Here is a 6,201-nt window from a genome sequence, read left to right as displayed (position 1 = left end):
GCACCGGAGGTCGGCCAAGCCCTCACCAACCGCAAACCATGCGAACCGGTCGCTGCAGGAGCGTGTCGGCGAGCCCCGCGGCCCCCGGTGGTTGATCGTGCCGATCTGGAAGCGGTGGCGCGCCAGCTGGGCCGCGAGCCGCGCGGGGTGCTCGAGATCGCCTACCGCTGTCCCAACGGGGAACCCGGCGTGGTGAAGACCTCGCCGAAACTGCCTGACGGAACGCCCTTTCCGACGCTGTACTACCTCACACATCCCGCCCTGACCGCGGCGGCGAGCAGGCTCGAGACGACGGGATTGATGCGCGAGATGACCGAGCGGTTGCGCCGGGACCCCGAACTGGCGGCCGCGTACCGGCGAGCCCACGAATCGTATCTGGCCGAACGCGACGCGATCGAACCGTTGGGGACCACTTTTACCGGCGGCGGGATGCCGGACCGGGTCAAGTGCCTGCACGTGCTGATCGCGCACTCGCTGGCCAAGGGGCCCGGCGTGAATCCGCTTGGGGACGAGGCGTTGTCGGTTTTGGCCGGCGACCCGGCGATGGCCGGCGTTTTGGTGGCGGGACAGTGGTGAGCCGGCTCGCCGGAATCGACTGCGGTACCAACTCGATTCGCTTGCTGATCGCCGACGCGGGTCTCTCGGCTGACGGCCGGCTGCGCGACGTGCATCGCGAGACGCGGATCGTGCGGCTGGGCCAGGGCGTCGACGCGACGGGCGAGTTTGCGCCCGACGCGATCGCCCGAACCCGCGCCGCGCTGGCCGACTACGCGTCGCTGCTGAAAGCGCACGGCGTCGAGCGGGTGCGGATGGTGGCGACGTCGGCGGCGCGAGACGTCACCAATCGCGATGTGTTCTTTGCGATGACGGCCGAGGTACTGGGCGCGGTGCTGCCCGGCGCGGTGGCGGAGGTGATCAGCGGCGACGAGGAGGCTTCGCTTTCCTTCCGCGGTGCCGTCGGCGAATTGGACAGCGCTGACGGCCCTTTCGTCGTCGTCGATCTGGGCGGCGGCTCCACCGAGATCGTGTTCGGCGGTGAGCGGGTGGTGGCCAGCTACTCCGCCGACATCGGGTGCGTCCGGCTGACCGAGCGCTGCCTGCACTCGGACCCGCCCACTCCCGACGAGGTGGCGGCCGCCCGAGCGGTGGTGCGCGAGCGGCTCGATGCGGCGCTGGGTGTGGTGGACGTCGAGGCGGCGCGGACGTGGGTGGGGCTGGCCGGCACGATGACGACGCTGTCGGCGCTGGCGCACAACATGACCGCGTATGATTCGGCCGCCATTCACCTTTCGCGCGTCCCGAACCGTGACCTGCTGGCGGTGTGCGAGCGCCTGATCGGGATGACACGCTCCCAGCGCGCCGCGCTGCCGCCCATGCACGAGGGCCGGGCCGATGTGATCGGCGGCGGGGCGATCGTGGTGGAGGAATTGGCGCGCGAGCTGCGCGACCGCGCCGGCATCGACGAGTTGATCGTCAGCGAACACGACATCCTGGACGGGATCGTGCTGTCGATCGCCGGTTGAGTCACATCCGCCCCATTGGTCCCCGCGCGGAGGCGGCACTCTTTGTGCCCGCCTCATAGCGACAAGTTGAGATGTCGTACCGGTGTGCGACTCTGCGGCGATGAACCTTCGAGGAATCGAACTGCGCTACATGCTGGCGATGCATCTCGCCAATCATGGGCGGGCAACCGTTGCCGAAATGATCCATGCGCTTGAAGCGCAAGGCTTTCGCGTCCCCGGCAGGGCGTCGAAAGTCGTTTCGGATGCCCTGCGTTGGGAGACGGAGCGGGACAGGGTGCGCCGGCTCCGGCGCGGGTTGTACGGGCCGGGTTATATCCCGCGCTCCACCGAACACCGAATACACAAACGGGTGCTCACGTTGCGGGAAGCCGCCAAGTTGTCGCTATGAGGCGGGCACAAAGGGTGCCGCCTCCGCGCAGGGGCCAGTGTGGCGCATGTGACTTAGTCAGAAATCGTTGTGAATTGGGGGCTTTCAGTGTGCGATCATGGTGATAATCTCGCCAAATCTCCGCCATACATGCACACGAGACGCCGCGGACGCACACTCACGCCTCGAACCGGTAGCCCATGCCCGACTCGGTCAGCAGGTGCTTGGGATGCGACGGGTCGTCCTCGAGTTTGCGCCGCAGCTGGGCCAGATACACACGCAGGTAATGGGTTTCGGTGGCATACGCCGGGCCCCAAACCTCCTTCAGCAACTCCTCGCGGCCCACCAGCTTGCCGCGATTGCGCACCAGCACCTCGAGCATGCCCCATTCGGTCGGCGTCAGATGCACCTCGGAACCGTCCTTGGTTACCTTCTTGGCGGCCAGATCGACGGTGAACGCGTCGGTTTCGACGACCGGCTCGTCCACCTCCGACGCCGCCGCGTTGCGGCGCACCGCGGCGCGCAACCGCGCCAGGAACTCGTCCATCCCAAAGGGTTTCGTCACGTAGTCGTCGGCGCCGGCGTCGAGGGCCTCGACCTTGTCCGACGAATCCGTGCGCGCCGACAGCACGATCACCGGCGCCGACAGCCAGCCGCGCAGGCCGGCCAGCACCTCGATGCCGGAGATGTCCGGCAGCCCGAGGTCCAGCACCACCACGTCGGGCTTGTGCTCGGCCGCCGCGCGCAGCGCCCCCGCGCCCGTCGACGCGGTGATCACCTCGTAACCCCGCACGGACAAATTGATTCGTAACGCCCGCAGGATGTGCGGCTCGTCGTCGATCACCAACACCCGGGTCATAGCGCACCAAACTCCTGGGGCGCGGCCAGATCGACCACGACGGTGAGGCCGCCGCCCGGAGTGTCACCGGCCGAGATGGTGCCGCCCATCGCCTCCACGAACCCACGGGCCACCGACATTCCCAGCCCCACGCCGGTGGTGTTGTCGTGATCGCCCAACCGCTGAAAGGCCTCGAAGATCTGATCCTCGGTGCCCTTTGGGATTCCGGGACCTTCGTCGATGACGTTGATCAGGACGCGATCCCCCACCCGGCCCGCGTTGACGCGAACCACGCAGTTGGGCGCGTAGCGCAGCGCGTTGTCGATCAGGTTGGCGAGCACGCGTTCCAGCAGCCCGGCGTCGGCCAACGCCACCGCGTCACCCATGTCGACCTTGACCCGATCGATCGCCGACCGGTAGAACCCGGTGGCGCCCTTGCCGATGCTGACCAGCGCGCGCTGCACCGTCTCCTCGAGGTACACCCGGCGCAGGTCCGGGCGGATCACCCCGGCGGCCAGCCGCGAAGAGTCGAGCAGATTGCCGACCAGCGCGGTCAGCTGGTCGATGGACTCCTCGATGGTGGCCAGCAATTCGGCCGTGTCGGCGGGGGAGAAGGCGACATCCTCGGCGCGCAAGCTGGACACGGCGACCTTGGCCGCCGCCAGCGGAGTGCGCAGGTCGTGGCTCACCGCCGAGAGCAGGGAGCGCCGCAATTCGTCGGCGCGCACGATCGCCTCGGTCCGGCTGGCCTCTTCCGCCAGCTCTCGCTGCCTGATCAGGCCCGCGGCCTGTTTGGCCACCGCGCTCAGCACCCGGCGGTCCCGGGTGGACAGCTTCCTGCCGGCCATCAGCATCCAAAACACGTCGTCGCCCACCTCGATCGCGGTGTCGGCGGAATCGACGCTCACACAAGGATCTTTGCCCACACACGCGACGATGTGGCCCTTCTTGCCGGCGGTGCGCTCTTCCTCGCTCGGCTCCCGCAGCATGCTGACCGCGCGCTGCGAATAGGTCTCGCGCACCCGTTCCAGCAAGGTCTCGAGGTCGGCGCCGCGCAGCACCGACCCCGCGAACAGCGTCAGCAGCTCGGCTTCCTGGGAGGCGCGGCGGGCCTCCCGGGTGCGTTTGGTCGCGCCGTCGACGAGGACGGCGACCGCCACCGCGATCAGCAACAGCACCAATTCCGTTATGGCGCTGTTGGGTTCGGCGATGGTGAAGCTGTGCCGCGGGGGTATCAGGTAGTAGTTCAGCAACAACCCGGACAGCACCGCCGAAAGGGCCGCCGGCGCAACGCCGCCCAACAGCCCGACAAGCAGCACGCCGATAAAGAACAATGCGCTCTCGCCGCCGTTGTTGAGGTACGGGTCCAGCAGCGTCACCGAGACCGTGCAGATGACCGACGGCACGATGGCGGCCGCCAGCCACGACGTGACCCGACGCTCGCGGGGCGACAGCGCCGCGATGCGGAACCCGCTGCTGGATTCCTCGTGCGTCACCATGTGCACGTCGATTTTCCCGGACCGTTCGACGATCGTCGGGCCGATGCCCTCCTCGAAGATGCGCGCCCACCGGCGCCGCCGCGACGTGCCGATGACCAGCTGGGTGGCGTTGTTCTCGCGCGCGAAATCGAGCAGCGCGGCGGGCACGTCGTCACCGACCACGGTATGCAGCGACGCGTCCAGGCTGTTCGCCAGCTCTCTGATCTTGCCCATCCTGCGCTCCGACACGCCGGCCAGGCCGTCACCGCGGATGACGTGCACCACCATCAGCTCGGCGGTGGACTTCGACGCGATCCGCGATGCCCGCCGCACCAGCGTCTCCGATTCCGGACCGCCGGTGACCGCCACCACGACCCGCTCGCGGGCTTCCCACATGTCCGTGATCTTGTTCTCGGCCCGGTACTTGGCCAGCGCGGTGTCGACCTGGTCGGCCAGCCATAACAGCGCCAATTCCCGCAGCGCGGTGAGGTTTCCGCGGCGGAAGTAATTCGACAGCGCCGCATCGATCCGGGACGGGGCGTAGACGTTGCCGTGGGATAGCCTGCGGCGCAACGCCTCAGGGGTGATGTCGATGAGTTCGACCTGCGAGGCCTGGCGCACGATCGAGTCGGGTATGGTTTCCTGCTGCTCGATGCCGGTGATCTGGGCGACGACGTCGTTGAGGCTCTCCAGGTGCTGGATGTTGACCGTGGAGATCACCGTTATCCCAGTGTCAAGCAGTTCCTCGACGTCCTGCCAACGCTTTTCGTTCTTGCTGCCGGGTGTGTTGGTGTGGGCGAGTTCGTCGACGAGGACCACCTGGGGATGGCGCGCCAGCACGGCCGGCACGTCGAGCTCGGGGAACCTGCCGCCGCGATAGTCGACGTAGTGCGGCGGGATGACCTCGATACCGTCAAGCAGCTCGGCGGTTTTCGCCCGCCCATGGGTTTCGACCACCGCCGCCACCAGGTCGGTGCCGCGCTCCAAGCGCCGGTGCGCCTCGCCGAGCATCGCAAACGTCTTGCCGACACCCGGTGCCGCGCCGAGGTAGATGCGTAGCTCGCCGCGCTTGGGATGGTGGTCGGTCGCGCTCACGTCAACCATCATCCCCCTCCGCGCTAGCCGTTAACCGGAAATTTGTGGTCGAGCTGCAGGTTGAGCTGCAGCACGTTGACCGTCGGCTCGCCCAAAAACCCGAGGTCGCGGCCGCCGAGGTACTGCGCCAGCACCGCGCGGATCTGATCGGCGCTGACGTGGCGCGCCTTGGCCACCCGGGCGACCTGGATGTCGGCGTAGGCCGGCGAGATGTTCGGGTCCAGGCCGCTGCCGCTGGCGGTGACCGCGTCGCCGGGGACGGCCGGGTCGGCGGGTGCAGCCCCGCGGATGGGCACGATCTGGCCGATCGTGTAGTCCTCGCCATTTTTCGCGCACTCGACCCGCGCGCCCTCGTACATCGTCAGGAACGGGGTCGACGTCGACTGGCACGGCTCGTTGACGCTCACCACGCGGGTGGGGTGAACGACGTTTCCGCGGGCGTCGCGGGGTCCGATCACGGACAGGACCGCGCCCACGCCGCCGCCCGTGCAGAACGGCCGGGACCCGTCGACGCCCTCCAGCTGACCAATCGCGGCGCTGCGCGTGCACACCTGCGTCAGCAGGCTCGGCTTGCCCGGTGCGTCGACGATGCTCTCCGGACCCAGGTTGCTCGCGCCCGATGCCAGCGGGTCGTAGCCGTTTCCGGCCGCCGAGGGGCGGCTCTGGAAATACTGCGGCAGCGGGTTTCCGTCCTTGTCCGTGAACGGCTGGCCGATCAGCCGGCTGCCGACGGTCTTGCCGTTGGCGGTCAGGATCGAGCCCTCGGCCTTGTCGTGCAGCCCCGGGATCTGCGCCACCAGCCAGACCAACGCCGGGTAGGCGAGGCCGGTGATGACGGTCAGCACCAGCAGCGCGCGGAAGGCCGCCCAGTGCATGCGGACGAAATTGGAGAACTTCATT

Annotated in this window: 6 protein-coding genes; 3 read left to right on the top strand and 3 right to left on the bottom strand. The window is 68.3% G+C overall.

The window, feature by feature from the left end; all coding sequences use genetic code 11:
* Positions 1-87 precede the first annotated feature (87 nt).
* The 3 genes from A5655_RS01450 to A5655_RS01440 all read left to right on the top strand — a co-directional run bounded on the left by A5655_RS01450 (position 88) and on the right by A5655_RS01440 (position 1,911).
* Entirely contained in the window at positions 88-576 is a 489-nt protein-coding gene (locus tag A5655_RS01450; protein ID WP_067004786.1) for a DUF501 domain-containing protein, read from the top strand.
* On the top strand, positions 570-1,523 hold the full coding sequence (locus A5655_RS01445; protein WP_156764639.1) for a Ppx/GppA phosphatase family protein: 954 nt from the start codon (positions 570-572) through the stop codon (positions 1,521-1,523). Before A5655_RS01450 ends, A5655_RS01445 begins: the two co-directional genes overlap by 7 nt.
* Before the next feature lie 100 nt (positions 1,524-1,623).
* A complete protein-coding gene (locus A5655_RS01440; protein WP_067004784.1) occupies positions 1,624-1,911 on the top strand; it encodes a hypothetical protein in 288 nt (95 codons plus the stop codon).
* A 157-nt stretch (positions 1,912-2,068) separates the two neighbouring features.
* On the opposite strand, the gene A5655_RS01435 is transcribed toward A5655_RS01440, so the two are convergent.
* The 3 genes from A5655_RS01435 to A5655_RS01425 are packed head-to-tail and all read right to left on the bottom strand — an operon-like array spanning position 2,069 to position 6,200.
* Positions 2,069-2,749 carry a response regulator gene (locus A5655_RS01435; protein WP_067004782.1) on the bottom strand — a complete coding sequence of 227 codons (681 nt, stop codon included), beginning with the start codon at positions 2,747-2,749 and terminating at the stop codon, positions 2,069-2,071.
* Complete coding sequence (locus tag A5655_RS01430; protein ID WP_067004780.1) at positions 2,746-5,313, bottom strand: sensor histidine kinase KdpD; 2,568 nt, start codon at positions 5,311-5,313, stop codon at positions 2,746-2,748. Before A5655_RS01430 ends, A5655_RS01435 begins: the two co-directional genes overlap by 4 nt.
* A gap of 11 nt (positions 5,314-5,324) precedes the next feature.
* Positions 5,325-6,200, bottom strand: coding sequence for a potassium-transporting ATPase subunit C (locus tag A5655_RS01425; RefSeq protein ID WP_067004778.1), 876 nt, complete (start codon positions 6,198-6,200; stop codon positions 5,325-5,327).
* Position 6,201 lies beyond the last annotated feature (1 nt).

This window comes from Mycobacterium sp. 1081908.1 (genome assembly GCF_001673535.1).
GTDB lineage: Bacteria > Actinomycetota > Actinomycetes > Mycobacteriales > Mycobacteriaceae > Mycobacterium.
Note: the sequence above shows the minus strand (reverse complement) of the source record. Positions and strands in the feature narration are given on the sequence as shown.